This window comes from Shewanella sp. KX20019 (assembly GCF_016757755.1).
Classification (GTDB): Bacteria; Pseudomonadota; Gammaproteobacteria; order Enterobacterales; family Shewanellaceae; genus Shewanella.
In genome coordinates, this window is record NZ_CP068437.1 from 1,794,699 (window position 1) to 1,819,071 (window position 24,373).

The window sequence follows — 24,373 nt, forward strand, 5'->3', positions numbered from 1 at the left end:
ACAATACTGTTTGGTTGGCCGCCGTTTAAGCAAAAAACTGTTTCTACTGACGCTAAGTCGATGGTTTTATTTCAAACCGGCTAATCTCTGTTTCTGCATTACAGGAATGAAAAGATGTATAAGACATTAATCTTGCTGCCATTACTTGTGCTGCTTGGCTGTGCAAACACCCAGCCAAACGCATCTGAACAGCAGACGCTAGTGAGCGGCAATGGTTTGCCGCACCTGTCATCAATTAACTATTTGTCTCAGCAGATGGTTAATGAGCTCGTCAGGCAAAACGACAGTTTAAAACCTACGCAGCCGCTATTAGTGGCAACACCGGTGATGTTGTCAGATCTAGCGACCACCAATGAATTGGGCTTGCAGTACCAGCAAGGACTAATTGCGGCATTACATGATCACCAGTTTAATCTGGTCGATATGAACGTAGCCGAAACATTGCGCGTCACTCAAGCGGGTGATTTTATCTTGAGCCGAGATTGGCAGCAGTTACCAACTGATATCGATGTAAGGCATGTGGTTGTTACTACGATGAGCCCGGACAAAGGCGGTATGGTTATTTATAGCCGCATTGTTGACGTGAGTAATAACCGTGTTGTTTCTGTTGCACAAAGCTTTGTACCCATTTCGTCGATGTCAGGCATGTTAAGCCGTTCCGAAAAAGTGGTATCAGAAAATGGTTTGTTGTACCGCTCTGAAAATGCGGGGCAGCGAATGGCAACAGTGGTGGGAGCTCAGTAGATGAAAGCAATTATTCGATGTGCAGCGGTAATACTGTTAGTCGCTTTAAGTGGCTGTTCAGCACAGGACCGTTATGTACAGTATGAGACGGAAGCGCCAGAGTCTTTTCCGACATTAACAGCAGTTGGCTATGCAACCTTGGCTAATCAACCCTCATCAGATCCGGCGCAGCGGGTACTAATGGCGATGCAAGCGTCAAAAATTGCCGCTTATCGAGAACTGGCAGAGCAGGTGTACGGCCAACACTTGGCAGCTTCAAGCCAAGTAAGCGATTGGATGTTATCGAGCGATGAGATCAAAGCCTCGGTATCAGGTGTGATCCGCGGTGCCAAGGTGGTTAAGAGTTATCCCGCTGGCGAGCATTATGTCACTGAGTTGGAGTTGGACTTTGAACAAGTTTGGGCTCTGTATCAGCAGCAGAATCGCTCGCAAAAGGTCAAAGAGATCACTTATTTTTAAAGTAAGGGAGATTCTAGGGCGGCCTTCAGCCTAATAAGTGCTAGGACGGGCTCCGTCCTGCTAGGGAATCAACAGCAAACACCACTTGGCTTTTGATGTTGACTTTATACTTTGCTAGCACCTATCTGAAAGCTGAGAAGGACCTAGGTGCTAGGTACTAGGACGTTCGCCAGCTCACTGCTAGGGCGGACTCCGTCCTGCTAGGGAATCAACAGCAAACACCCTTCGGCTTTTGATGTTGATTTTATACTTTGCTAGCACCTTCTTTTAAAGTAGGTCGGCATTTATGCCGTCGGTTAGCATAGTCGATTGCAATGATTGATGGGCTGAAGCCCAACCTACAGCGGTGTTGTAACGTTTATTTTGGTGTTTACGATTATCTTTTGTAGGTCGGTATTTATGCCGTCGGTTAGCATGGTCGATTGCAATGATTGATGGGCTGAAGCCCAACCTACAGCGGTGTTGTAATGTTTATGTTGGTGTTTACGATTATCTTTTGTAGGTCGGTATTTATGCCGTCGCTTTTCTCTTTTCTCGTTTTTACCGTAAGCGAAGCGTTCCGTAGTGACGAAGTCGCGTACCGTAAGGCCGTAGGTCGCTCGTCTATGATTTTACCTTCTTTACTCGAAGCTAGAACCGTTCTTAAGCTCTTAAATTATTCCCTAAGCTTGAGATGCTAGAGGTACGGCCTTTACCATCATAGGTGAGGCTGGCGGAATTACGACTGACCTGTAGTGCTTGAGAGAAGCGATTCAAGCTGGCTAAGCTCAATTCTATTAAAGACTCGTTCTCAGCATTGAGCTGTTGGCACTCTGCGAGCAAAGATTTTGCTTCGCTAACTTGCTGAGATAATGTGGCATCGGTCTCTAATATACTTTTATCAGGCTGTGTGGCTATCATCTCATCGTTATGTTTTAAGCTATCTAGTAACGTCGCTTTAGTACTGGCAAGTGACAGCAATGTGTCTGCATCTTGCGACTGTAGCGCCTGTTTTTCTTGGCTAATAACGGCTTTAAGCTCAGTCAACACGGTATGCTGTGAGCTCAATAGATGAGATAAATTTGTCATAATGGCCTTATCTTTTCTGCCTTAATCCGCTGCTTGCGGCGACATTAGTGTTAATCGCTAAGTTCATTCTCGAAGTTTGCGATATTAGTTGCAAGCTTTTCTGGATCGATTTTGTAACGACCTTCAGCAATCGCTGCTTTAATCTCATCAACTTTCTTTTGGTCAATATCTGGCATGTCGGCCATCTTAGTTTGCACGTTTTGCAGCTGTTGAGCCTGCGGCGTAATCGACACTGAGTCGGCTTTTTGTGCACCCGCTGTTTGCACTGGAGCTGCCGGAGCGCTTTGCGTTGCGGCACCTTTACCTGTGTTACCACTGTTTATGCGCGTAGTAGCAGCGCTATTTACTTGTTTAATATCCATAGCCATTTTGGTATCCAACATTGAATAAAGAGACTTTCTTACACATGCTATCGGCGCGATAGCTGTTAACTTTAATCTTATTTTACATTCTTACTTCAACTTGGCCAACTGCGGTGACTTTTGCGTTTAAGGTTTTGTGTGAATGACTGTTCTTAATCCGTATCTTATCGCCTAAATTACCATCGTGTAGGGCTTCTCCAACGGTTTTTATCTCGAAGTTTTCAGACTTGGCAAATATCGACACTGTGTCTCCCTTACAAACAATACACAGATGATTATTAAAAATAGGTTGCTGAGGTGCGACTCGACGTTTAAGACGGGCGCCGACCACTTCGCTTAGTTGGTCAAATTGTTGACCTCTGAGCGTGGTTTGCTCCACATAGTCAATGGCAACATCGCTACGTGAGATCAGATCTCCTGGGCCTAATGTTGCTTTAGCTACCACCACAGGGTAAAGAATGTCGACTCTCACTGATAAAAATATCTGCCATGGATAGCTTAAGTCTGGGCTGTCACAGCTTATTTTTACTGTATTGTTACGCCTTATTGCACGATCGCTGGCTATCTCTGCTTTTATCGGAAGAAAGCAATTAGGTAAGCTGACACGAGTATCTAAGCTTTGGGGAGTGATATTAATCTTTGCTTTTTCAGGAGCTTCTATTTTTTCTTCAACTGCCGCTATAGCTAACCGAGAAATGGTCGATAAAGAGGGAACACTCGCAACTTGATTCGCATTGGCGCTAGCGGTAACGGGGAAACAAAGTACGGTAAAAAGTAGCCCAAAATTTATTTTCATAATGAATACACCAGCTTGATTCGCTAGAATGCACCTAAGTCGTGTTAATTGTAGAATGTTGGTAGCGAACTCATTAAATCGTTGGGCGTCATAAAGTTGACTGATGTCGCAACGTTAGAATCAGATAGTGCTAACTAAGCAAGTAGCATGCCTAAATGTAGAGGTAGCATTATATTGAAGTGTATTGGCAGCATTGATGCGCAAAATCAACGTAATAAGCGTTAACTAAAATTACATTTAATCTTTTAGATTAATCGATAAAAATAAGTACAAGGCAAATTTTCATGTCGAACATTCTTGAATCAGTAAATAAGCGAACACAGTTGGTTGGACAAAACCGACTTGAGTTATTGTTATTTAAACTTAATGGACGTCAACGATTCGGCATTAACGTATTTAAGGTCAAGGAGGTGCTGCAATGCCCTCCATTAACCAGCTTGCCTAGGCTCAACTCTAGTGTGCGTGGAATAGCGCATGTGCGCGGCATGACCATTTCAGTGATCGATTTGAGCGCAGCAACTGGCGGCCGCCCAATTGAGAACCTTGAGAGCAGCTTCATTATCATTTCTGAGTACAACCGTAGTGTGCAAGGTTTCTTGGTGAGTTCAGTTGAGCGTATTATCAATATGAACTGGGAAGCCATCATGCCACCGCCACAAGGGTCGGGTCGTGGCTCATATTTAACGGCTGTAACAGAGATAGAAAATGAGTTAGTGGAGATCTTGGATGTTGAGAAGATCCTCGATGAGATCTCACCAGTCAATACCAACATTAGTAAAGAGTTGGATGATAAGCTAACCATTGATAGAGAGCGCCATTATCACATTATGGTCATCGATGACTCATCGGTTGCCCGCAAACAGATTATTCGTGCGTTATCCTCTCTTGATCTGCAAATTGATACCGCCAAAGATGGTAAAGAGGCGTTAGATAAATTACGGGCAATGGCGGCGGAGCTTGACGATGTGGCGACTGAAATCCCACTGATTATTTCAGACATTGAAATGCCTGAAATGGATGGGTATACCTTAACGGCTGAAATACGCGATGATCCTAAGCTTAGAAACATAAAAGTGGTGTTACATACTTCGCTTAGTGGCGTATTTAACCAAGCGATGGTGCAGAAAGTTGGCGCTAATGATTTTATTGCTAAATTTAATCCTGATGAGTTAGCAGCCGCTGTAAACAAGCACTTAAGTCTATAAAAGCTGGTTTATGCTGCAATGCCAAGCCAGAGGGAACCAAGTCTTGCTTGTGTTTCCTAGATGGCTAATGTATAACCCAGCGATTGTGGTAAAGCCGCGCCTTTTATGCGGCTTGTTTTATAGATATTTAGGATGTTAGCGTGCCAAATAAATCACTTGCTGAAAACGAGTACCATCAGTTCAGGCTCTTTCTAGAGCAGCACAGCGGTATTGTGCTAGGTGAGAACAAACAATATCTGGTGCGTAGTAGATTAGCACCGCTTATGGGGAAATATAATCTGCCCTCTCTATCGGATGTCGTTAAGCATTCAATGAAGCCCACAGAGCGTCAACTTCGCACCGAAGTCATTGATGCCATGACGACTAACGAGACGCTGTGGTTTCGAGATCGTTATCCGTTCGAATTGCTGTTTAATTCCATTTTGCCAAATTACAGTCGACTTGGTCGGCCGGTAAAAATATGGTCTGCAGCGTGTTCATCTGGGCAAGAGCCATACTCTTTAGGCATGACCATTCTCGAGTATCAACAGCGTAAACCCGGGACACTGCCCAGCGGTGCCGGCATATTGGCGACGGATCTGTCTCCGTCGATGCTTGAACGCTGTAAAAAAGCAGAGTATGACAACCTAGCGTTAGGTCGTGGCTTATCTGATGAACGCAAACGTCAGTTTTTTGATGCCTTACCCTCCGGTAATATGGTGGTTAAAAATAATGTAAAGCAATTGGTTAACTTTAGAGCGCATAACTTGCTCGAAAGTTATACCTTGCTCGGTAAGTTCGATATTATTTTTTGCCGCAATGTATTGATCTATTTCTCCCCAGAGGCAAAGCGGAAAATCTTGCGGCAATTTGCTGCCGCACTGAACCCTAAAGGGATCCTGTTCCTTGGTGCGTCAGAGTCTATCGCCGGTCTATCTGATGAGTTTGATATGGTGCGTTGTAATCCGGGGATCTATTACCAGAAGAAAGTCTAAACCTGCTTTATCCCCATCTTAACTGAAGCGAGCATCTTTAAGTGGGGTGGTATGTAGGGTGTTGAAGTGCAGTTAACGCAATTTTGACACCCTTTTTATCCGTCTAAACCCGCCCTCAATATCGCTAATCCTCAGCTAAAACGTCTATTTTCATTCTTTTAGACTAATTTGGCACACCAATTGCTTTATTTCAGATACCAAGCTGAGGAGGCAATTTTATGGCGATTAGTTTTGATAAAGCATTAGGGGTTCATCAATACACATTGGGCGTACGCTCCCAACGTGCAGAAGTCCTATCTTCAAATATTGCCAATGCCGATACACCAAACTACAAATCTCGCGATGTAGACTTTGCCAAAGCGATGAACTCAGCTCAGTCACGTCAGTCGGGTTTAGCCATGGCAAAGAGCGATGCTAAACACTTCGATTTGGCTGCCTTATCGCAACAGAATGTGGGCTACCGTGTGCCGAATCAGCCCGACACCGGTGACGGTAACACGGTCGACATCCAGCAGGAGCAATCTGCATTTATGCAAAATGCCCTAGAGTATCAAATGTCGCTCGGTTTTCTCGACGGTAAGTTCTCAGGTATGAAAAAAGCGATTAGAGGCGATTAATTATGAGTTTATTTAATATCTTTAACGTCGCAGGTTCGGGTATGTCTGCGCAATCGGTCAGACTAAATACTACGGCCAGTAACATTGCCAACGCAGATTCAGTATCAAGCAGCGTTGGCGAGACTTATCGTGCTCGTCATCCTATTTTTGAAGCTGAAATGAGCAAGGCACAACAGCATCAAAGTGCCTCACAATCAGTTGCGGTTAAGGGCATCGTTGAAAGCGACTTACCGCTAAATAAAGAATACTCGCCAGGTCATCCTATGGCAGACACCGAAGGTTTTATCTATAAACCCAATGTCAATGTGATGGAGGAGATGGCCAATATGATCTCTGCCTCTCGCTCATATCAAATGAATGTACAAGTGACTGAAGCTGCAAAATCGATGCTTCAGCAAACTCTTAGAATTGGTAAATAAACTCAGTGAAAGCTGGAGGTAAATTTTGAGCCTAATTAACCCGCTCAATAACACGCAATCGACAACAGCCCAGCCACAGCAGGCTAGCACTGTTACGCCGCAAGCTTCGTCGCAAACGACAACACAAAGTAGTGCGTCGACAGAGCAGACGACTACAACGGGGAATCCATTTTTAGACAGTTTGCGCTTGCCGGTAGAGGATTCAATACCTGAAGCGAATAGTCAGGATCTATCTCAAGAAGATTTCTTCTCGTTATTGAGTCAACAGTTATCGATGCAAGACCCGTTTAAACCAGTCGACAATGATCAAATGATCCAGCAGATGGCCTCGTTTTCTACCGTTGATGGTATTAGCAAGCTTAACGAAGAGATTGTTAACCTCAACGCGCTAACGACATCAAGCCAAGCACTGCAGGCATCTGGACTCGTTGGGCAGAAAGTACTTATTCCATCCGATACCGGTTATATCTCAGCTGAAGAGCCGAACATAAAAGGCATCGTCAGTACGCCTGAAACGATTAAAGATTTAACCGTGAGAGTGGAAGATGAAACCGGCCAGTTGGTATCGACTTTTCAAGTGGATGGCAGTGCAGGTGGAAATGTTGATATCACGTGGGACGGCATGGGTAAAAATGGCGAGCCCGTCGCTGAAGGGAGTTACACCCTTAAAGTGACCGGTAAAGTCGATGGTAAGAGTGAAGAGTTACCCGTTTCAACTTATGCTCACGTGACAAGTGTGTCGTTAGGCACAGCAGCTACTGGCGCAATTTTGAACTTGCGCGGTGTTGGCGGCATTAAGATTAGTGACGTGTTAGCAGTTTCAGAATCGTAAACGTACGACAGATATTAATAAGAGAGACGGATAAAGTCTCTCCTAAAACGAATTGAACAAGGATTGAGGTGAATTATGTCATTTAACATTGCTCTGAGCGGTATATCGTCTGCGCAAAAAGACCTAAATACAACTGCAAACAATATCGCTAACGTCAACACCACAGGTTTTAAAGAATCACGTGCCGAGTTTGCTGATGTTTACGCCAGCTCTATTTTTGCCAACAGCAAGACCACAGTCGGCGGTGGTGTAGCTACTAGCCAAGTGGCACAACAGTTCCATCAAGGCAGTTTACAATTTACCAATAACTCACTTGATATGGCGATTAACGGTGGCGGTTTCTTCGTAACCTCTTCAGAAATTGGCTCACAAGATCACTCCTTCACTCGTGCGGGTGCATTCAAGTTTGATTCGAACAACTACATGGTCGATTCTGCCGGTAATTTCCTGCAAACCTTCCCTGTAGACAAAGATGGCAACTCAACCTCAGTGAGTTTGACCACTACTGAGCCTGTACAGATTCCCGATACCGCGGGTAGCCCAGTAAAGACCGATAATATCGGTATGCAGATGAACCTCAATGCCGGCGATAAAACATTCGATCCAGCAAATTTTGATCCCAATGACCCTGATACATTTAACAACTCAACCTCAGTCACCATGTATGACTCATTAGGTGAGCCACATGTTATGACGACTTACTTTGTCCGCCCACCAGATGCTGCCCATACCGGTGAAAGCAACTGGGTTGCGTTTTACGCGGTTGATGGCAAAAAAGTGAATGTTGATCCAGCTTCAGGAACCTACGATGTAGATACTAGCGGTGATGGTCTGGTAGATGGCACTAAAAATGCTGAATCAGCGGGTGGCTGGAGAGGCGCTGCAATTTCATTCAATGACACTGGTGCATACACCGGTAGTAATCCAGCGACTATTCAGACTGAAGCGCTCGGTGTTGGCGGCGCCAATGTACTCGGCCCAGGTGCCGATGGTACACAAACTTTAAATCTTACCTTTAATAACCCAACTCAGTACGCATCACCCTTTGAAGTGACCGAATTGACACAAGATGGTACTACAGTCGGTCGCTTAACTAACGTTGAAGTTGGTGCCGATGGCCTTATCAATGCCAGTTACAGTAATGGTTCTACAGTGCCATTGGCACGGGTGGCGTTAGTACGCTTTGCTAATGAGCAAGGTTTGTCACAGGCGGGTAATACTTCTTGGAAAGCTAGTCTAGATTCAGGTCCTGCATTAGCGGGCGAGGCAAACAGTGGTACTTTTGGTAGTATTCGTTCATCAGCACTAGAGCAGTCAAACGTGGATTTGACCACTGAATTGGTTGATCTTATCTCTGCTCAACGAAACTTCCAAGCCAACTCTAGAACGTTGGAAGTCAACAATACGCTACAACAAACGGTACTGCAGATCCGTTAATTGACTGGGTAGATAAGGGCGCTTCGCTTCGGGGTTGCCTAGCTAGAACGTTCGCAGGCTAACTGCGAGGAGGAATTAAGGCAACAAATGTCCGTATTAGCGGTGCTTTGTTGCCTTTATTTTTTTAAGAGTTCCTCTAGAACCTAATCTGAAAGCTGAGAAGATCCTAGGTACTAGGACGTTCGCCAGCTCACTGCTAGGACGGACTAGGTCCTGCTAGGAGATCAACAGAAAACACCATTTGGCTTGTGATGTTGATGTTATGCTTTGCTAGAACCTAGAACCTAGAACCTTCTTTTAAAGTAGGTCGGCATTTATGCCGTCGCTTTTCCTGTTCTAGTTTTACCGTAAGCGAAGCGTTCCGTAAGGCCGTTCGTCTAAGTTTTTACCGTATTTGAAAGCTGAGAAGATCCTAGGTACTAGGACGTTCGCCAGCTCACTGCTAGGACGGACTAGGTCCTGCTAGGAGATCAACTGAAAACACCATTTGGCTTGTGATGTTATGCTTTGCTAGAACCTATCTGAAAGCTGAGAAGATCCTAGGTACTAGGACGTTCGCCAGCTCACTGCTAGGACGGACTGCGTCCTGCTAGGAAATCAACAGAAAACACCATTCGGCTTTTGATGCTGATTTTATGCTTTGCTAGAACCTTCTTTTAAAGTAGGTCGGCATTTATGCCGTCAGTTAGCGTGGTCGATTGCAATGATTGATGGGCTAAAGCCCAACCTACAGCGGTGTTGTAATACCTATGTAGGTGTTTACGATTATCTTTTGTAGGTCGGCATTTATGCCGTCGCTTTTCCTGTTCTAGTTCCACCGTAAGCGAAGCGTTCCGTAGTGACGAAGTCGTGTGCCGTAAGGCCGTAGGCCGTTGCGTCTTTGTATTCCATCTTCGTTTGTCCGTCCTTTCATTCTCGTATTGGCTTTAACCTAGAACCTTTTTTGCTTATCTTGGCACGATGCTTGCTAATTAATACGTTAGACGGAAGTTTGACGGAGCGTTAAGTGGACAAGTTACTCTATGTCGCCATGAGCGGCGCGAAACAGAATATGAATGCGTTGGCGATTAGCGCAAACAATTTGGCAAATGCCAGTACCGATGGTTTTAAATCAGATCTCGCTCAGGCGCGTTCGATGCAAGCCTTTGGTGATGGCTTGCCAACGCGTGTGTTCGCCATGACTGAAAACCCGTCTGCTAACTTTGAAAATGGCCCAATAAAGACCACAGGTCGAGACCTAGATATTGCTGTAAAAGGCGATGGCTGGATTGCCGTTCAAGCCGAAGATGGCGGCGAAGCTTATACTCGCTCAGGTAGCTTAAGTTTCGATACCACTGGCGTATTACGCAATGATAGAGGCACGGCGGTGATGGGTGACAACGGCCCCATCGTGTTGCCACTGCCTATCGAAAAAATTGAAATATCTCAAGATGGCATCATCTCCGTCCGTCCGTCGGGTGCCACTGCTGAGGTTATTGAAGAGGTGGGCCGCATTAAGCTGGTCAACCCTGGTAATGAAAATTTAATGCGTGGCCAAGATGGTTTATTCCGTCAAATGTCAGGTGAAGTCGCCGCTGCAGATCCTAGCGTCGGCCTACTTAGCGGTGCTGTTGAAGGCAGTAACGTTAACGCAGTACATGAAATGGTATCGATGATTGACATACAACGTCAGTTTGAGATGCAGGTCAAAATGATGAAAACAGCTGAAGAAATTGATAAAGCTTCCGCTTCATTAATGCGCATAAGCTAGGAGATATGATATGCATCCCGCTTTATGGATAAGTAAGACTGGTTTAGACGCTCAGCAAACTGACATCTCTGTTATCTCAAACAACGTGGCCAACGCCAGTACTGTAGGTTTTAAGAAGAGTCGTGCCGTTTTTGAAGACCTGCTCTATCAAAACGTTAATCAAGCTGGTGGTGTGAGTGCGTCAAATACTAAATTGCCTAACGGTTTGAACATTGGCGCAGGTACCAAGGTGGTGGCGACGCAAAAAGTGTTTACCCAAGGCAACATGTTGACCACCGATAACTCATTAGACTTGATGGTTGAAGGCCCTGGCTTTTTCGAAGTGCAGATGCCAGACGGTACAGCCGCTTATACCCGTACCGGTCAATTTAGCCTAGACGACACAGGGCAGATCGTCACGCCTGGCTCTGGTTATGTGGTGCAACCAGCAATAACCATCCCAGATGACGCCAGCAGTATTACCGTGTCGGCAGAAGGTGAAGTGTCGGTCAAAACACCGGGCAATGCTGAAAACCAAGTGGTGGGTCAGCTGGCAATGTCTGATTTTATTAACCCTGCGGGCCTAGATCCTATGGGGCAAAACCTCTATATGGAAACGGGCGCAAGTGGCACACCTATCCAAGGCACTGCATCACTCGACGGCATGGGTGCAATCCGCCAAGGGGCATTAGAAACCTCAAATGTTAACGTGACTGAAGAGCTAGTGAACCTGATCGAAAGCCAGCGTATTTATGAGATGAACTCCAAGGTTATCTCTGCTGTCGATCAGATGCTGTCGTACGTGAATCAGAATTTATAAGCAGGTAGGTCAGTTTTAGTGGCTTAAGTGTGTTACTCGCCACTGTTAATTTCAACGTATATGGCACTCAATATGGCCTAAATGTGAAGAGAGTTTTGTATGAGTCGTTACTGGATATTAATCGTTATTGCCGCGCTATCAGGTTGTAGTTCAACCAATCAAAAGCCGATTGCTGACGACCCGTATTACGCCCCTGTTTACCCTGAAGCGCCGCCAACAAAGATTGCTGCTACAGGATCTATGTATCAAGACAGCCAAGCAGCAAGTCTCTACTCAGACATTAAAGCGTTAAAAGTGGGCGACATTATTACCGTCATGCTGATGGAATCGACCCAAGCGAAAAAGAGTGCTAATAATGAGATTTCACGCGGGACCGACCTGTCTCTCGACCCTATCTACGCAGGCGGCGGTAACGTCACCATCGGCGGTAACCCAATCGATCTGCGTTACAAAGACAGCATGAACACCAAGCGTGAATCTGATGCTGACCAAAGCAACAGCTTATCGGGCAGCATTTCTGCCAATGTGATGAAAGTGCTTAATAACGGCAATTTAGTCATTCGTGGTGAGAAGTGGATAAGTATCAATAACGGCGATGAGTTTGTGCGTATTACCGGTATTGTACGCGCCCAGGATATTCGCCCAGATAACACCATCGACTCGCCGCGAGTCGCTAATGCGCGTATTCAATATAGCGGCACGGGAACGTTTGCCGAAGTACAGAAAGTGGGCTGGCTAAGTTCATTCTTTATGGGCAGCTGGTGGCCGTTTTAACTCATGAGCCAGAGTAATCAATATCAAGTAAAAATGACCAAAACACTAATAAGCCAACGTGCCGCGCGGACTGCGACACCTAACCGCCTGCTAGGGCAGCTTTTTAGCGGCGATAAGTTCGTCGACTAAGCTAAGGACTTTTCATGATGAAAATAAAACTGGCAATACTTTGCGCGATAATGGTAATTGCTGCGCCGGTAAATGCGCAGCGCATCAAAGATATTGCCAATGTCCAAGGGGTGCGCAGTAACCAATTGATTGGTTATGGCTTAGTGGTGGGTTTGCCAGGTACCGGCGAAAAAACCCGTTATACCGAACAAACATTTAAAACCATGCTGAAGAACTTTGGCATTAATCTGCCTGATAACTTCAGACCTAAGATTAAGAATGTTGCGGTCGTGGCGGTAAGTGCCAATATGCCACCCTTTATTAAACCCGGTCAGACATTAGACATTACCGTCTCCAGTTTAGGCGAAGCTAAAAGTTTACGTGGTGGCATGCTACTACAGACCTTCCTAAAAGGTGTGGATGGTAACGTGTATGCGATTGCACAGGGCAGCATGGTCGTCAGTGGTTTTAGCGCTGAAGGGCAAGATGGTTCTAAAGTGATTCAAAACACGCCTACCGTTGGCCGCGTTCCTAATGGCGCGATTATCGAACGTACCGTTGCGACGCCATTCTCGACAGGTGATCACCTTACCTTTAATTTGCGTCGAGCTGATTTTTCAACCGCGAAAAGATTGTCTGATGCAATCAATGACCTATTAGGCCCTGGAATGGCAAGACCGCTCGACGCAGCCTCAGTGCAGGTGAGTGCACCTCGTGACGTTTCGCAGCGAGTGTCATTTTTAGCCACGCTGGAAAATATTGAAGTTGAACCCGCTACAGAGTCAGCCAAAGTGATCGTCAATTCGCGTACAGGCACCATAGTCGTCGGTCAAAACGTCAAATTATTGCCAGCGGCAGTCACTCATGGTGGCTTAACCGTGACGATTGCTGAAGCAACCCAAGTGTCACAGCCTAATCCCTTCGGTAATGGTCAAACCGTCGTCACGTCCGATAGCACCATTGATGTATCTGAAGCCGATAGTCGCATGTTTATGTTTAACCCTGGCACCACGCTAGATGAGCTAGTTCGGGCGGTTAACCTTGTTGGAGCAGCCCCTTCAGATGTACTTGCCATACTTGAAGCGTTAAAGATGGCAGGGGCTTTGCATGGTGAACTGATAATAATATAAAAATTGTCGGTTTGAGTGGGAAGTAGTCATGGATAAGCTGTCGAATGCATCGCAATTTTTGGATATTGGGGGATTAGACTCACTCAGATCCAAAGCCCAAGGTGGTGAAAACGGTGCACTAAAAGAAGTGGCGCAACAGTTTGAAGGTATTTTCGTACAGATGCTAATGACTAGCATGCGAGACGCGAACGCTGTGTTTGAATCCGACAGCCCAATGAACAGCCAATACACCAAATTTTACGAGCAGATGCACGACCAGCAGATGTCTTTGAACCTTTCAGGCGAAGGCATGCTTGGCTTAGCCGATCTGATGGTGCAGCAATTAGACCCTGCTAACAGCCCAATGACCCCCGCGTCTGTATTAAGAGGCGACAGTAACACTTCAGCCAGAGCCAATAGCTTTACACTCGATGATGCACATCTGATGCAGATGCCAACCGCGCTCACAACGACATCGACTCCGGTTGATATTGCCACTAGCGCTAGCGTTGCGCCACAAACACTTGATTCTATGCTAAGTGGCAAGGTATTGCCGTCGGCAGCGCTCAATGCGGACAAGTCACAAGCCGACTTTACCAGTCAGGATGAGTTCGTGAGCCGTTTATACCCTCATGCCGAAAAGGCCGCCAAAGAGTTAGGCACAACTGCTGAAGTGTTAATCGCACAGTCGGCACTTGAAACTGGTTGGGGCCAGAAAATGGTCAAGGGCACTGCAGGACAGCAAAGTAATAATTTATTCAATATTAAGGCGGATAACCGCTGGAAGGGCGACAAAGCCCAAGTTAATACCCTTGAATACGAGCAAGGCGTAGCGGTAAAGCAAAAAGCAGATTTTAGAGTGTATGACGATATAGGTCAGAGCTTTAATGATTTTGTGTCGTTTGTCTCCAATAGCGAACGTTATCAAGATGCGATGAAGAAAGCCGCTAATCCACAGGCTTTTGTGCAGTCGCTACAAGATGCGGGTTATGCCACGGATCCAAAGTATGCCGACAAAGTCATTCAGGTAATGAAGACCATCACTAGAGATTTTAAAGATGTTTTACAAGGGGCGAAGCAATGATAAACCCAGTTGTGCAACCGTTTGTAATGGGGAGTGGTAACTAATGTCAATGGACTTGCTCAGTATTGCTCGCACCGGGGTGCTAGCATCACAATCTCAGCTGGCGATCACCAGTAACAATATCGCCAATGCCAATACCGAAGGCTATAACCGTCAGGTTGTTTCGCAGTCGAGTCTCGAGTCACAGCAGTTGGGCAGTAACTTTTATGGGGCTGGCACATATGTATCAGACGTAAAACGTGTTTATAACGATTACGCTGCGCGTGAGTTACGTATCGGTCAAACTGCGGTAAGCGAAGCGCAAACGACTTACAGCAAAATGTCTGAACTCGATCAACTATTTTCGCAGATAGGCTCGGCAGTTCCCGCATCGCTAACCAGCCTGTTTGGCGGGATCAACAGTCTGGCAGATATTCCTGACGATCTGGGGCTGCGAGATTCTTTACTGTCTAATGCTGAGCAGCTGGCCAACAACGTTAATCAGATGCAACTGCAACTTGATGGACAGATGGGACAAACTAACGACCAAATTTCGGCTGTCACCGAACGCATCAATGAGATCAGTAACGAGCTTGGCAACATCAACCGTGAGCTAATGAAGTCTCAGGGCCAAGATATGCAGTTGCTTGATAAGCAAGATGCACTGATCCTTGAGCTAAGTGAATATGCTGAAGTTAATGTGGTGCCGCTGGAGTCTGGTGCTAAAAGTGTCATGCTCGGTGGTTCAATCATGCTGGTGTCTGGTGAAGTATCAATGCAAATTGGCACCAAGCCGGGTGATCCTCATGCCAATGAATTGCAAATAACCGCGTCTTCAGGCGGCAACAGTTTAGTGGTTGATGCCTCAAAAATTGGCGGTCAGCTTGGTGCGTTGGTCGATTTTCGTGATGACACGTTAATTCCTGCACAACTGGAGCTTGGTCAGTTTGCCCTCGGTGTCGCGGATGCCTTTAATCAGGCGCAGTCACAAGGTTTTGATCTCAATGGTCTGGTGGGCGCCAATATTTTTACCGATATTAACGACCCTACAATGCAACTTGGCCGCGTCGGTGCATTTTCAACCAATACTGGCAATGCCAATCTAGGTGTCAATATTGATGATGTAAGTTCACTCACTGGCAGCAGCTATGAACTTAGCTTTACCACGCCATCGAGCTACGAGTTAAAAGACAGCAGTAGCGGAAATATCACGTCACTAACGCTTAATGGCAATACGCTTGAGGGAGCCGATGGTTTTAGCATCGACATCGCGAGCGGCGTATTAGCCTCTGGTGATAAGTTTGAAATTCGCCCCACTTCAAGTGCAGCCACAGCGTTATCGGTCACTATGACCGACGGCAAGGGCATTGCAGCCGCCGGGACAAGTATTACCAGCGATGCGGCAAACTCTGGCAATAGCAATATTAATTTAATCAGTATTGATAACCGCAACGCGCCGGGTTTTCCGACCACGGGCGCCGAGCTAACCTTCGAGATTGACCCATCAGCATTGCCACCGACCTTTGAAGTCTTCGACGCTCAAGGAAATTCTATGGGGGTAGCGGCTCCTTATACCCCACCTAACATTAGTGCCAATGGCTTTACCTTTGAAATTAACTCAACAGCAGTCACTAAAGATAAGTTCACTTTCGACCTGTCTTTCGCAGAAGGTGACAATAGTAATCTGGTTAATATGGCGAAGTTAAACGAAACGAAAATGATGAACGGTGGTAGCACTACCCTGACGGATGTGTATGAAAACACCAAGCTTGATGTGGGCGGCAAAACCAAGTCAGCTGAAATATCAGTCGGCTCCGCGGGAGCCATTTATAACCAAGCCTATACCCGAGTTCAAAGTGTATCAGGAGTTAATCTTGACGAAGAAGCGGCCAATTTAATGCGCTTTCAGCAATCCTATCAGGCGTCGGCGCGCATCATGACCACCGCGACGGAAATATTTAATACCCTGTTTAGCTCACTGCGCTAACTCGGCATTAAAGAATAGAGCAAGGAAAACAGCATGAGAATCTCAACGGCGCAAATGTTTACCCAAACGACAACCAACATGATGAAAGGCCAGTCAGCGACGAGCAAAATCATGGAGCAGTTGGCGACCGGCAAAAAGGTCAGTACGGCGGGTGATGATCCCGTTGCCGCTATCGGTATCGATAATCTTAAGCAGCACGGCGCAGTGGTCGATCAATTTCTAAAGAACATAGATTACGCTTCAAATCGTTTGGCTGTTAGCGAAAGTAAAATAGGTAACGCTGAAACGGTCGTCTCTAGCATGCGCGAGCAGATGCTTCGTTCAGTAAACGGCACATTGACTGATGCCGATCGGCAAACAATTGCCGATGATATGCGTGGCAGCCTGGAAGAGCTACTGTCGATTGCCAACAGCAAGGATGAATCGGGTAATAGTCTGTTTGCTGGCTTCAAAACCAATTCAGAACCGTTTGCTTTTGATAATAATGGCAAGGTGATTTACCGCGGCGACTCTGGTGTCAGAGATTCTGTGGTCGCGTCCGGTGTCACTGTCGGCAGCAATATCCCTGGTGATGGCGTTTTTATGAACGCTGCAAATGCCACGGGCGATTATAGCGTCAATTATTCGTCGACACAGCAAGGTAGCTTTAGTGTTGAAGGTGCCAACATTACTGATCCAACCCTGCCGATGGCGGGTAACTATACCTTTGACTTTGCAGACAATGGCGCTGGTGGGCTCGATCTTAATGTGACTGACTCTGCAGGCACTGTAACCACTATTCCCAATTTTGATGCCACCAACCCTGTAACCGTTGATGGTATTGAGGTGCAGCTTAAAGGTACGCCTGTTGCAGGTGATACATTCGAGTTAACACCTGAACAAAACTCCAATATATTCGATACCCTAAACAGCGCCATAGCACTGCTTGAAGATGGTAGTAAGTTAAATACTCCCCAAGGTCAGTCAGAAATGGCACAGTTATTGAATAACGTTAGTAGTGGCCAAGAACAGATGGCAACCAGCCGCAGTGTGGCAGGCAATAGTTTAAAGAGCTTAGAAAACTATACCAGCACTCATAAAGAGGAGCAGTTGGTTAACCAGTCGGCACTGTCTTTGCTTGAAGACTTAGATTATGCCGAAGCGATAACAGAGTTTGAAAAGCAACAGATGTCGCTCAACGCGGTATCTAGTGTGTTTAGTAAAGTTGGCTCTATGTCGCTGTTTGATTATCTATAAAACGGACGGCCTATAAGGTTTTGCGTGTGAGTGTGTAAACATTGAGTAAGCGATATGTTTAAAAAGTTATCAGTTTTACAATTGTTGGCACAGAAAAAGCATTAATAAATTTGAGAGTCAAAAAATTAGCTAGGTACGATAAAAAATTGACAGTTAAGGTATTGGTAATATTAGTTATATATCTCTAAACCTCTGTCTAGAATCAAATGAGATGTGCATCAGTTAATAATGTGTTTGCCGCGTTTGGCAAGCTAAATTGATACAGCTTCGGTTTGATAATTTACATATTAACAATTTTAGCCAAGTAACCAATCTTGGCAAACCAACTAAGAAGAGGATTACACCATGGCTATTAGCGTTAATACTAATGTCACATCAATGAAAGCCCAGTCAAACATGAACAAGGCGACTTCTAATCAGCAGACCTCGATGGAGCGTTTGTCTTCAGGTTTGCGCATTAACAGTGCCAAAGATGATGCTGCTGGTCTACAAATTTCAAACCGAATGACCAGCCAGATCAACGGTATTGGGGTCGCCATGCGTAACGCCAACGACGGTATCTCAATAGCCCAAACGGCTGAAGGCTCGATGCAAGAATCGACAAACATCCTCCAGCGTATGCGTGATTTGTCACTGCAATCAGCCAACGGTTCGAATTCATCAGATGATCGTGCTGCGATGCAAAAAGAGATGACCTCTCTACAATCTGAATTGACCCGAATTTCTGAAACAACCTCCTTTGGTGGCCAAAAACTGCTTGACGGAACTTATGGTACGCAAGATTTCCAAGTGGGCTCAAATGCCAACGAAACTATTTCTGTCACATTGTCTGATACAAGTGCTTCTGCTATTGGGCAACATAATCTAGCAGGTGGTGGAGCTGGCCTTGTATTGGGTGCTTCAACTTCGACAGCGCCAGGAGCCCCAACGGGTGTTGCTGCGGGTGATATTAAAGTTAATGGTGAGAAAATCGCCATTGCAGCAGACGCGACATCAACAGCGGTTGCTCAGCAAATCACTGATTCAAACAATGGCGTGAAAGCTGAAGCATCAGCTACCGCTACAATTGAAATGGGTACAGGTGCTGTTGCTGCGACACTTGAAGTAGGTGATAAATCATATGACTTGTCAACCTATGCTGGTGACGATGATGCGTTAGTGGCGAAATTACAAGGCGATGGTTTTGAAGCGTCACTTGATACTGGTGTGATTACAATTGTAGCTAAAAATGTTGACGACATCGGAATAACTGGTGCTGCAACTAACACGGCTAAATTCGACGGTAATACAGCGCTTGTTACTGGTTCAGAGCGTAATACAGCGACGATTGAAATGACTTCGAGTAGCGGTGCTATTGCCATTTCGGGTGATGCGGCAACAGTCGCAGATGTTGTAGGTGCAAATGTTGCTTCAACATTAACAAGTGTGAACGAGGTAGATATTACTTCTGCTGAAGGTGCGCAAAGTGCTATCGCAGTAATCGATGCAGCTATCGCTGGTATCGATTCACAACGTGCTGATTTAGGTGCTGTTCAAAACCGTATGAGCTTTACCATCAATAACTTGAGCAACGTACAATCTAACGTATCTGATGCACGTAGCCGAATTCAAGACGTGGATTTTGCCAAGGAAACTGCTGAGCTAACTAAGCAGCAAATTCTGTCGCAAACCTCTTCAGCAATGTTGGCACAGGCTAACCAGTTACCACAAGCTGCATTATCTCTATTGGGTTAATTATTGGCGGGTTTGAATCGTGCTGGTTTTTGCATGGCCTTAATCAATGCAGGTAGGACAAAAAAGCTTCGATGATCTCATCGAAGCTTTTTTGTTGTAGAAAAACCGAAGGTTGTCTTGATTGACAGTGTTTATTTCTGCTTTTCATCCTACTCTCCTTTCTGAACCGTGCTATCTCAAGCTCAACAACTTAGGTATGAGCGTGATCGTTATAATATCTAATGTTATTTATGCTGTTGTTTTATCTAGCTTTAAATATTTTTTTTGTAAAATTCAAAATAAAGGCTAAAGGTTAAAAAGAAGGTGCCGTTATAGATACTGTAACCAACATGATTCGCCTGGCTTTAGAAAGACAGGCACCAATATAAGTACTGTCGTTTAGTACAGTCTAAAGCAAGGTAAGAGGGAATTAATAATGGCTATTTCAGTAAATACTAACGTTACGTCAATGAAAGCGCAGAGCAATCTGAACAGCGCGACAAGCAATCAAAAAACCTCTATGGAGCGTTTAGCATCTGGTCTTCGCATTAACAGTGCAAAAGATGATGCCGCCGGCCTACAAATCTCTAACCGTATGACCAGCCAAATCAATGGTATTGGTGTCGCTATGCGTAACGCCAACGACGGTATCTCAATCGCACAAACCGCTGAAGGTTCTATGCAGGAGTCTACTAACATTCTCCAGCGTATGCGTGACTTGTCACTGCAATCAGCTAACGGTTCTAACTCTGCCGATGACCGTACTGCTATGCAAAAAGAAATTAGCTCGCTAAACAGTGAATTAACGCGTATTGCAGAAACCACCTCTTTCGGTGGCCAGAAATTACTAGACGGCACATACGGCAGCCAAGATTTCCAAGTGGGCTCAAATGCTAACGAAACTATTTCAGTATCACTTACCGATACGAGTGCGTCAGCGTTAGGCCAACATAATCTAACAGGTGGCGGAACTGGCCTTGTATTGGGTGCTTCAACTTCGACAGCGCCAGGAGCCCCAACGGGTGTTGCTGCGGGTGATATTAAAGTTAATGGTGAGAAAATCGCCATTGCAGCAGACGCGACATCAACAGCGGTTGCTCAGCAAATCACTGATTCAAACAATGGCGTGAAAGCTGAAGCATCAGCTACCGCTACAATTGAAATGGGTACAGGTGCTGTTGCTGCGACACTTGAAGTAGGTGATAAATCATATGACTTGTCAACCTATGCTGGTGACGATGATGCGTTAGTGGCGAAATTACAAGACGATGGTTTTGAAGCGTCACTTGATACTGGTGTGATTACAATTGTAGCTAAAAACGTTGACGACATCGGAATAACCGGTGCTGCAACTAACACGGCTAAATTCGACGGTAATACAGCGCTTGTTACTGGTTCAGAGCGTAATACAGCGACGATTGAAATGACTTCGAGTAACGGTGCTATTGCCATTTCGGGTGATGCGGCAACAGTCGCAGATGTTGTCGGTGATACAGTTGCTTCAACATTAACAAGTGTCAATGATTTGGATATTACTTCTGCTGAAGGTGCGCAAAGTGCTATCGCAGTAATCGATGCAGCAATCGCTGGTATCGATTCACAACGTGCTGATTTAGGTGCTGTTCAAAATCGTATGAACTTTACCATCAATAACTTGAGCAACGTACAATCTAACGTATCTGATGCACGTAGCCGAATTCAAGACGTGGATTTTGCCAAGGAAACTGCTGAGCTAACTAAGCAGCAAATTCTGTCGCAAACCTCTTCAGCAATGCTTGCACAGGCTAACCAGCTACCACAGGCTGCATTGTCACTGTTGTAAACCTTAAGTCACTAACTTAAGTAAAGTTAAGGTCTGATCTTATGTTAATAACAGAGTTAAGCATATTAGCGAATTGATTAAAGGGAGGGTCGGCAACGACTCTCCCTTTATTGTTTAAACTGCTAGGAAGACCGTTCTAATGAGGCCTTTAAGAGAGTTCAAAGGACTGGTTTAACAAGGTATGATGTTAGCGGAGCTTTCAGGCAATATAGTGTTTCTCGCAACTATCTAGCCGACTTATAATAATGAAAGACAGGAGTGGTGAAAATGGAACTTAACTTATCCAGCAGCTCTGCAGCGCCGATAGTCATTGATACAACAAAAACTCAGAGCCAGTTGCCAAGCCAGGAACAAGAGTCGAGCCATGCGTTATCCAGGGCTGAAACTGTCAATAATCTGCAAGATGGCAATATCGTTAATGTGATTGAGCAATCCACAAACGCACAGGAGCTAGCGAAGCTTGAAGAGGCAGAGCAGGCGAAAAAGTCAGATCAAGCGCAAGAATCACCTGAAGAGATGGAAGAGGTTGCGGCCAAACTTTCTGATATGATGGCCATGTTACGTAAAGGCCTCACTTTTAAGGTCGATGATTCACTGGGAACTCAGGTTGTTAGTGTACTTGATATAGACACGGGTGAACTGATTAGACAGATCCCCAACGAAGAAGCGTTAGAGTTGGCCATTAAATTGCATGAAAAAATGGCTGAGATGGACGGTTTACTGATGTCTACCCAAGTGTAGGCTGAGTTGCCGTTGTCTTATTTTTTTCATATTTGTACATGTTTTTTGTATTAGCGTATTGAGGTTGTCATGGGATTAACATCGGTTGGTATTGGTTCAGGAATGGACATTAACGGCATTGTTTCGGCATTGGTACAAGCTGAAAGCGCACCTAAAGTGGCTCAGTTTGATGCCGATGAAGGTAAAATCAATACCCAGATATCTGCAATGGGTGCACTCAAGAGTGCATTAACTGATTTTCAAGATAGCCTAGAAAAACTAACCGACCCAGATACCTTTATAGCGCGTAAGGTTAAACTTTCAAGTAGCAGTTATATCAGTGCCACAGCAGATGCTACCGCCGTTGCAGGTAGTTATAAAATAGAAGTTGAGCAATTGGCCGAGAGTCAAAAACTTGGCTCTGCGCCGGTCACGGATGCAACCACCCCATTGGGTGAGGGCTCATTGACTTTTGGGGTTGATGGGGCTGATTTCAGCATTGATGTTGTTGCGGGAGACTCCCTTGAATCCGTGATGCAAAAAATCAATGACGCTGAAGATAATGTTGGTATCACTGCGACCATCATCAATGGTGATAATGGCCCACAGCTGGTGATGACTTCGGACAAGACCGGAACAGATAAGCTGATTTCAGTGACCGCTGCAGACACCGATGGCGGTACAGGCCTAGTTGATACCTTTACCATGACAGAATTGAGTGCAGCCAAAGATGCGGTGCTTTATGTTGATGGTCTAAAAGTGACATCGGGCAGTAATACGGTTGAAAATGTGATTACCGGTGTAAGCATAGAGTTATCCGATGGTGATCTGAGTAAAAGTACACAATTAACCATTTCTGCAGACACCGCTACAGTTGAAAAAAGCATTGAAGGCTTCGTCGAGTCATACAATGCTTTAATGGATACCGTGTCGAATCTATCGGGTTATAATGCGGAAACTAAAGTCGCCGGGGTGCTGCAGGGGGACTCGATGATCCGCAGTATCCAGAGTCAACTTCGGGGTGTATTATCGAGTAGTTTTGATTCTGAAGATGGTGCAACTATGTTGGCCAATATCGGTGTTAAAACCACTCAGCAGGGCACATTGGAGCTCGACGACAAGATCCTCGACAAAGCACTTGATAATGACATGACCCAGATTAAGGATATGTTTAGCACCGAGGATACAGGACTTGCTGCTAGGCTTGATGGTTTAGTCGAAACTTACGTACAAACCGGTGGCACTATTGATAGTCGTGACGAGACTTTAGATAACCAAATAACCCGTATTACTGAAAGCCGTGAGCAGCTAACACGTAAAATGGTTTCCTATGAAGCCAGACTACTAAAACAGTTCAATGCGATGGATTTGATTGTGGCGAACTTAAGTGCGCAGTCTGCAGACCTTACTAGTCGTTTGGCATCACTACCTGGCGTAGTACCACAAAAATAGCAGTGATTTAATCATTAAGAGTTGAATCAATTTTCGATGATCCGAACGGCAATAATATTACGCTGCAAAAGAGCTATGTAAACCTGTGTGCCGTAATTAATTTCTAATGCTAAAAAAAGAAACCGATGAAGTGAATGCCTTATGATTACCCCAACTATCCCCGCGACTGAAATTACTCTTCAACTGGCTACAGTCGATACCGCCATGACTGAATTACTTGAAAAACTAGAAAATATTCAGTTCGAAGATGATACTAGCGACACTTTGGTACTTAAATTGCAAGAAGTCATTAGTACGCGTCAAATTTTGATAGGTCAGTTAGTGGCCGATAGTCAGTTCGAAGACCGAACTTACCTGCAAGCACAGGTGGACAAAACGTTGGAGTTTGAACGTCAAGCAAAAAAAGTATTAGCCGACCGCGAAGCCTTATTACGAGGTATACGTAAAGGTAAACGCCAAACTAACTTATATAAAACAATAGATTCAAATAGGTAGGTATATATGAGAGGTTCGCTTCAATCATATCGTAAGGTTTCTCTAGATAGCAGTATTGCAGTTGCTTCACCCCATAAAGTGATTCAAATGATGTTTGCCGGCGCATTAGAGCGTTTAGCACAGGGACGTTATGCCATAGAGCAAAATAACTTGGAGCTTAAAGGCGTGAGCTTAGGCAAAGCCGTTAGCATAGTTGCTGGGCTTAATAGCAGTCTCAACATGGAAGCTGACGGTGATGTTGCCAGTAACCTAAGCTCGCTCTATGACTTTATGCTGCAGAGAATATCTGATGCAAATGTCAATAACGATGTACAAGCCATTGATGATGCAACTGGTGTTTTACGCACTATTAAGGAAGCTTGGGATGCAATCCCAACTGAACTGCATGAGTTATCTTCTGAAAGTTGATGATTGTCGAGAGGTTTTATCTGG

24 protein-coding genes are annotated in these 24,373 nt (G+C 45.2%); 21 read left to right on the plus strand and 3 right to left on the minus strand.

The genetic code is table 11. The features are described 5' to 3' along the window. The first annotated feature begins 114 nt into the window (after positions 1–114). Both JK628_RS07850 and JK628_RS07855 read left to right on the plus strand, forming a co-directional pair. Entirely contained in the window at positions 115–744 is a 630-nt protein-coding gene (locus JK628_RS07850; RefSeq protein WP_202288960.1) for a FlgO family outer membrane protein, read from the plus strand. After that, positions 745–1,203: an LPP20 family lipoprotein gene (locus JK628_RS07855; RefSeq protein WP_202288961.1), complete on the plus strand. Its 459-nt coding sequence runs from the start codon at positions 745–747 to the stop codon at positions 1,201–1,203. A 642-nt stretch (positions 1,204–1,845) separates the two neighbouring features. Here JK628_RS07855 and JK628_RS07860 read toward each other — a convergent pair. The 3 genes from JK628_RS07860 to flgA all read right to left on the minus strand — a co-directional run bounded on the left by JK628_RS07860 (position 1,846) and on the right by flgA (position 3,429). Further along, positions 1,846–2,271 (minus strand): flagella synthesis protein FlgN, encoded by a 426-nt coding sequence (locus JK628_RS07860; protein ID WP_202288962.1) that lies wholly within the window; start codon positions 2,269–2,271, stop codon positions 1,846–1,848. A 50-nt stretch (positions 2,272–2,321) separates the two neighbouring features. Next, positions 2,322–2,639: a flagellar biosynthesis anti-sigma factor FlgM gene (flgM, locus tag JK628_RS07865; protein ID WP_202288963.1), complete on the minus strand. Its 318-nt coding sequence runs from the start codon at positions 2,637–2,639 to the stop codon at positions 2,322–2,324. 76 nt (positions 2,640–2,715) lie between these two features. After that, complete coding sequence (gene flgA, locus JK628_RS07870; RefSeq protein ID WP_202288964.1) at positions 2,716–3,429, minus strand: flagellar basal body P-ring formation chaperone FlgA; 714 nt, start codon at positions 3,427–3,429, stop codon at positions 2,716–2,718. Between the two features lie 284 nt (positions 3,430–3,713). On the opposite strand from flgA, the gene JK628_RS07875 reads away from it, so the two are divergent. The 19 genes from JK628_RS07875 (at position 3,714) to fliS (ending at position 24,349) form a co-directional block, all read left to right on the plus strand. Further along, positions 3,714–4,634, plus strand: coding sequence for a chemotaxis protein CheV (locus JK628_RS07875; protein ID WP_202288965.1), 921 nt, complete (start codon positions 3,714–3,716; stop codon positions 4,632–4,634). A 140-nt stretch (positions 4,635–4,774) separates the two neighbouring features. After that, entirely contained in the window at positions 4,775–5,608 is an 834-nt protein-coding gene (locus JK628_RS07880) for a CheR family methyltransferase (RefSeq protein ID WP_202288966.1), read from the plus strand. Positions 5,609–5,826: 218 nt separating this feature from the next. Further along, a complete protein-coding gene (gene flgB / locus JK628_RS07885) occupies positions 5,827–6,225 on the plus strand; it encodes a flagellar basal body rod protein FlgB (RefSeq protein ID WP_202288967.1) in 399 nt (132 codons plus the stop codon). Positions 6,226–6,227: 2 nt separating this feature from the next. Further along, complete coding sequence (gene flgC / locus JK628_RS07890) at positions 6,228–6,644, plus strand: flagellar basal body rod protein FlgC (RefSeq protein WP_202288968.1); 417 nt, start codon at positions 6,228–6,230, stop codon at positions 6,642–6,644. 25 nt (positions 6,645–6,669) lie between these two features. Further along, positions 6,670–7,476 carry a flagellar hook assembly protein FlgD gene (gene flgD / locus JK628_RS07895; RefSeq protein ID WP_202288969.1) on the plus strand — a complete coding sequence of 269 codons (807 nt, stop codon included), beginning with the start codon at positions 6,670–6,672 and terminating at the stop codon, positions 7,474–7,476. Positions 7,477–7,551: 75 nt separating this feature from the next. Further along, complete coding sequence (gene flgE, locus JK628_RS07900) at positions 7,552–8,913, plus strand: flagellar hook protein FlgE (protein ID WP_202288970.1); 1,362 nt, start codon at positions 7,552–7,554, stop codon at positions 8,911–8,913. 1,006 nt (positions 8,914–9,919) lie between these two features. After that, the gene (gene flgF / locus JK628_RS07905) at positions 9,920–10,663 is read left to right on the plus strand and encodes a flagellar basal-body rod protein FlgF (protein WP_202288971.1); all 744 of its coding nucleotides are present in this window, start codon (positions 9,920–9,922) and stop codon (positions 10,661–10,663) included. A gap of 10 nt (positions 10,664–10,673) precedes the next feature. Further along, positions 10,674–11,462, plus strand: a complete 789-nt coding sequence (gene flgG, locus JK628_RS07910; protein ID WP_202288972.1) for a flagellar basal-body rod protein FlgG — start codon at positions 10,674–10,676, stop codon at positions 11,460–11,462. A 99-nt stretch (positions 11,463–11,561) separates the two neighbouring features. Next, positions 11,562–12,236: a flagellar basal body L-ring protein FlgH gene (flgH, locus tag JK628_RS07915; protein ID WP_202288973.1), complete on the plus strand. Its 675-nt coding sequence runs from the start codon at positions 11,562–11,564 to the stop codon at positions 12,234–12,236. A gap of 146 nt (positions 12,237–12,382) precedes the next feature. Further along, complete coding sequence (locus JK628_RS07920; protein WP_202289750.1) at positions 12,383–13,474, plus strand: flagellar basal body P-ring protein FlgI; 1,092 nt, start codon at positions 12,383–12,385, stop codon at positions 13,472–13,474. A 28-nt stretch (positions 13,475–13,502) separates the two neighbouring features. Beyond that, a complete protein-coding gene (gene flgJ / locus JK628_RS07925) occupies positions 13,503–14,537 on the plus strand; it encodes a flagellar assembly peptidoglycan hydrolase FlgJ (RefSeq protein WP_202288974.1) in 1,035 nt (344 codons plus the stop codon). Between the two features lie 43 nt (positions 14,538–14,580). Beyond that, complete coding sequence (flgK, locus tag JK628_RS07930) at positions 14,581–16,503, plus strand: flagellar hook-associated protein FlgK (protein WP_202288975.1); 1,923 nt, start codon at positions 14,581–14,583, stop codon at positions 16,501–16,503. 33 nt (positions 16,504–16,536) lie between these two features. After that, positions 16,537–17,739 carry a flagellar hook-associated protein FlgL gene (gene flgL, locus JK628_RS07935; protein ID WP_202288976.1) on the plus strand — a complete coding sequence of 401 codons (1,203 nt, stop codon included), beginning with the start codon at positions 16,537–16,539 and terminating at the stop codon, positions 17,737–17,739. A 345-nt stretch (positions 17,740–18,084) separates the two neighbouring features. After that, positions 18,085–19,473, plus strand: a complete 1,389-nt coding sequence (locus tag JK628_RS07940; RefSeq protein WP_202288977.1) for a flagellin — start codon at positions 18,085–18,087, stop codon at positions 19,471–19,473. Positions 19,474–19,888: 415 nt separating this feature from the next. Continuing rightward, complete coding sequence (locus JK628_RS07945; RefSeq protein ID WP_202288978.1) at positions 19,889–21,274, plus strand: flagellin; 1,386 nt, start codon at positions 19,889–19,891, stop codon at positions 21,272–21,274. A gap of 267 nt (positions 21,275–21,541) precedes the next feature. Continuing rightward, positions 21,542–22,015, plus strand: a complete 474-nt coding sequence (locus JK628_RS07950; RefSeq protein WP_202288979.1) for a flagellar protein FlaG — start codon at positions 21,542–21,544, stop codon at positions 22,013–22,015. Between the two features lie 69 nt (positions 22,016–22,084). Further along, positions 22,085–23,446: a flagellar filament capping protein FliD gene (gene fliD, locus JK628_RS07955; protein WP_202288980.1), complete on the plus strand. Its 1,362-nt coding sequence runs from the start codon at positions 22,085–22,087 to the stop codon at positions 23,444–23,446. Positions 23,447–23,587: 141 nt separating this feature from the next. After that, the gene (locus tag JK628_RS07960; RefSeq protein WP_202288981.1) at positions 23,588–23,941 is read left to right on the plus strand and encodes a flagella biosynthesis chaperone for FliD, FliT; all 354 of its coding nucleotides are present in this window, start codon (positions 23,588–23,590) and stop codon (positions 23,939–23,941) included. A 6-nt stretch (positions 23,942–23,947) separates the two neighbouring features. Continuing rightward, positions 23,948–24,349 carry a flagellar export chaperone FliS gene (gene fliS / locus JK628_RS07965; protein WP_202288982.1) on the plus strand — a complete coding sequence of 134 codons (402 nt, stop codon included), beginning with the start codon at positions 23,948–23,950 and terminating at the stop codon, positions 24,347–24,349. The last annotated feature ends 24 nt before the right edge of the window (positions 24,350–24,373 follow it).

What these genes read in the sequence shown, in the direction of transcription:
- JK628_RS07850 (WP_202288960.1), top strand. Translation starts at nt 115, where the DNA reads ATGTATAAGACATTAATCTTGCTGCCATTACTTGTGCTGCTTGGCTGT.
- JK628_RS07875 (WP_202288965.1), top strand. Translation starts at nt 3,714, where the DNA reads ATGTCGAACATTCTTGAATCAGTAAATAAGCGAACACAGTTGGTTGGA.
- flgE (WP_202288970.1), top strand. Translation starts at nt 7,552, where the DNA reads ATGTCATTTAACATTGCTCTGAGCGGTATATCGTCTGCGCAAAAAGAC.
- JK628_RS07950 (WP_202288979.1), top strand. Translation starts at nt 21,542, where the DNA reads ATGGAACTTAACTTATCCAGCAGCTCTGCAGCGCCGATAGTCATTGAT.
- JK628_RS07960 (WP_202288981.1), top strand. Translation starts at nt 23,588, where the DNA reads ATGATTACCCCAACTATCCCCGCGACTGAAATTACTCTTCAACTGGCT.
- JK628_RS07940 (WP_202288977.1), top strand. Translation starts at nt 18,085, where the DNA reads ATGGCTATTAGCGTTAATACTAATGTCACATCAATGAAAGCCCAGTCA.
- flgM (WP_202288963.1), bottom strand. Translation starts at nt 2,639, where the DNA reads ATGGCTATGGATATTAAACAAGTAAATAGCGCTGCTACTACGCGCATA.
- flgJ (WP_202288974.1), top strand. Translation starts at nt 13,503, where the DNA reads ATGGATAAGCTGTCGAATGCATCGCAATTTTTGGATATTGGGGGATTA.
- flgA (WP_202288964.1), bottom strand. Translation starts at nt 3,429, where the DNA reads ATGAAAATAAATTTTGGGCTACTTTTTACCGTACTTTGTTTCCCCGTT.
- flgH (WP_202288973.1), top strand. Translation starts at nt 11,562, where the DNA reads ATGAGTCGTTACTGGATATTAATCGTTATTGCCGCGCTATCAGGTTGT.
- flgK (WP_202288975.1), top strand. Translation starts at nt 14,581, where the DNA reads ATGTCAATGGACTTGCTCAGTATTGCTCGCACCGGGGTGCTAGCATCA.
- JK628_RS07855 (WP_202288961.1), top strand. Translation starts at nt 745, where the DNA reads ATGAAAGCAATTATTCGATGTGCAGCGGTAATACTGTTAGTCGCTTTA.
- flgL (WP_202288976.1), top strand. Translation starts at nt 16,537, where the DNA reads ATGAGAATCTCAACGGCGCAAATGTTTACCCAAACGACAACCAACATG.
- flgG (WP_202288972.1), top strand. Translation starts at nt 10,674, where the DNA reads ATGCATCCCGCTTTATGGATAAGTAAGACTGGTTTAGACGCTCAGCAA.
- JK628_RS07945 (WP_202288978.1), top strand. Translation starts at nt 19,889, where the DNA reads ATGGCTATTTCAGTAAATACTAACGTTACGTCAATGAAAGCGCAGAGC.
- flgB (WP_202288967.1), top strand. Translation starts at nt 5,827, where the DNA reads ATGGCGATTAGTTTTGATAAAGCATTAGGGGTTCATCAATACACATTG.
- JK628_RS07860 (WP_202288962.1), bottom strand. Translation starts at nt 2,271, where the DNA reads ATGACAAATTTATCTCATCTATTGAGCTCACAGCATACCGTGTTGACT.
- flgC (WP_202288968.1), top strand. Translation starts at nt 6,228, where the DNA reads ATGAGTTTATTTAATATCTTTAACGTCGCAGGTTCGGGTATGTCTGCG.
- fliD (WP_202288980.1), top strand. Translation starts at nt 22,085, where the DNA reads ATGGGATTAACATCGGTTGGTATTGGTTCAGGAATGGACATTAACGGC.
- fliS (WP_202288982.1), top strand. Translation starts at nt 23,948, where the DNA reads ATGAGAGGTTCGCTTCAATCATATCGTAAGGTTTCTCTAGATAGCAGT.
- JK628_RS07920 (WP_202289750.1), top strand. Translation starts at nt 12,383, where the DNA reads ATGAAAATAAAACTGGCAATACTTTGCGCGATAATGGTAATTGCTGCG.